Origin of the sequence: Streptomyces doebereineriae, from assembly GCF_031845645.1 — a bacterium.
Classification (GTDB): domain Bacteria; phylum Actinomycetota; class Actinomycetes; order Streptomycetales; family Streptomycetaceae; genus Streptomyces; species Streptomyces canus.
The window spans coordinates 1-449 of sequence record NZ_JAVREZ010000319.1 but is presented as its reverse complement, the minus strand read 5'-3'; the positions used below and the strand labels follow the sequence as shown (position 1 = coordinate 449).

1 protein-coding gene is annotated in these 449 nt (G+C 63.9%); it reads right to left on the bottom strand.

Features of this window, described 5'->3' with window-relative positions:
- Positions 1 to 9 precede the first annotated feature (9 nt).
- The coding region (locus tag RNB18_RS52075; RefSeq protein WP_311721065.1) for a nuclear transport factor 2 family protein at positions 10 to 449 on the bottom strand (440 nt) is incomplete at its 5' end.

Sequence of the window (449 nt, the reverse complement as noted above, 5' to 3'; positions counted from 1 at the left end):
CTCCGCCGGTCAGTTCTCGTCTTCCTGCGCGAAGACCATGGCTTCCAGGTTCCAGTAGCCGCGCAGGTTGGTGATCAGCCCTTCGTCGTTCACCTTGTAGGTGAAGACGCCACGCACGGTGGCGGTGAACCCGTTGGGGAACTTGGTGCGCAGCACCAGGATGTAGGCGATCTCGTTCGGCGAGCTGGACGGGAACGTCTCCTCGCACGTGACGGTCAGCTCGTTGGGGCCGATGTTGGCGTCGTAGAAGGCGCCGAGGGCTTCCTTGCCCCGAACCCCGGTGCCGTCGGGGTTGGTGACGGCCTCACCGATCGGGTCCTCGACGAGGATGTCATCGGCCATGAGGGCAAGCCAGCCCTCGCGGTCACCGGATTGCACGCATTTCCACGACGACCGGGATGCGACGACGACGGGTGTCTCAGTGGATGTCTCGGTCATGTGTTCCTTCC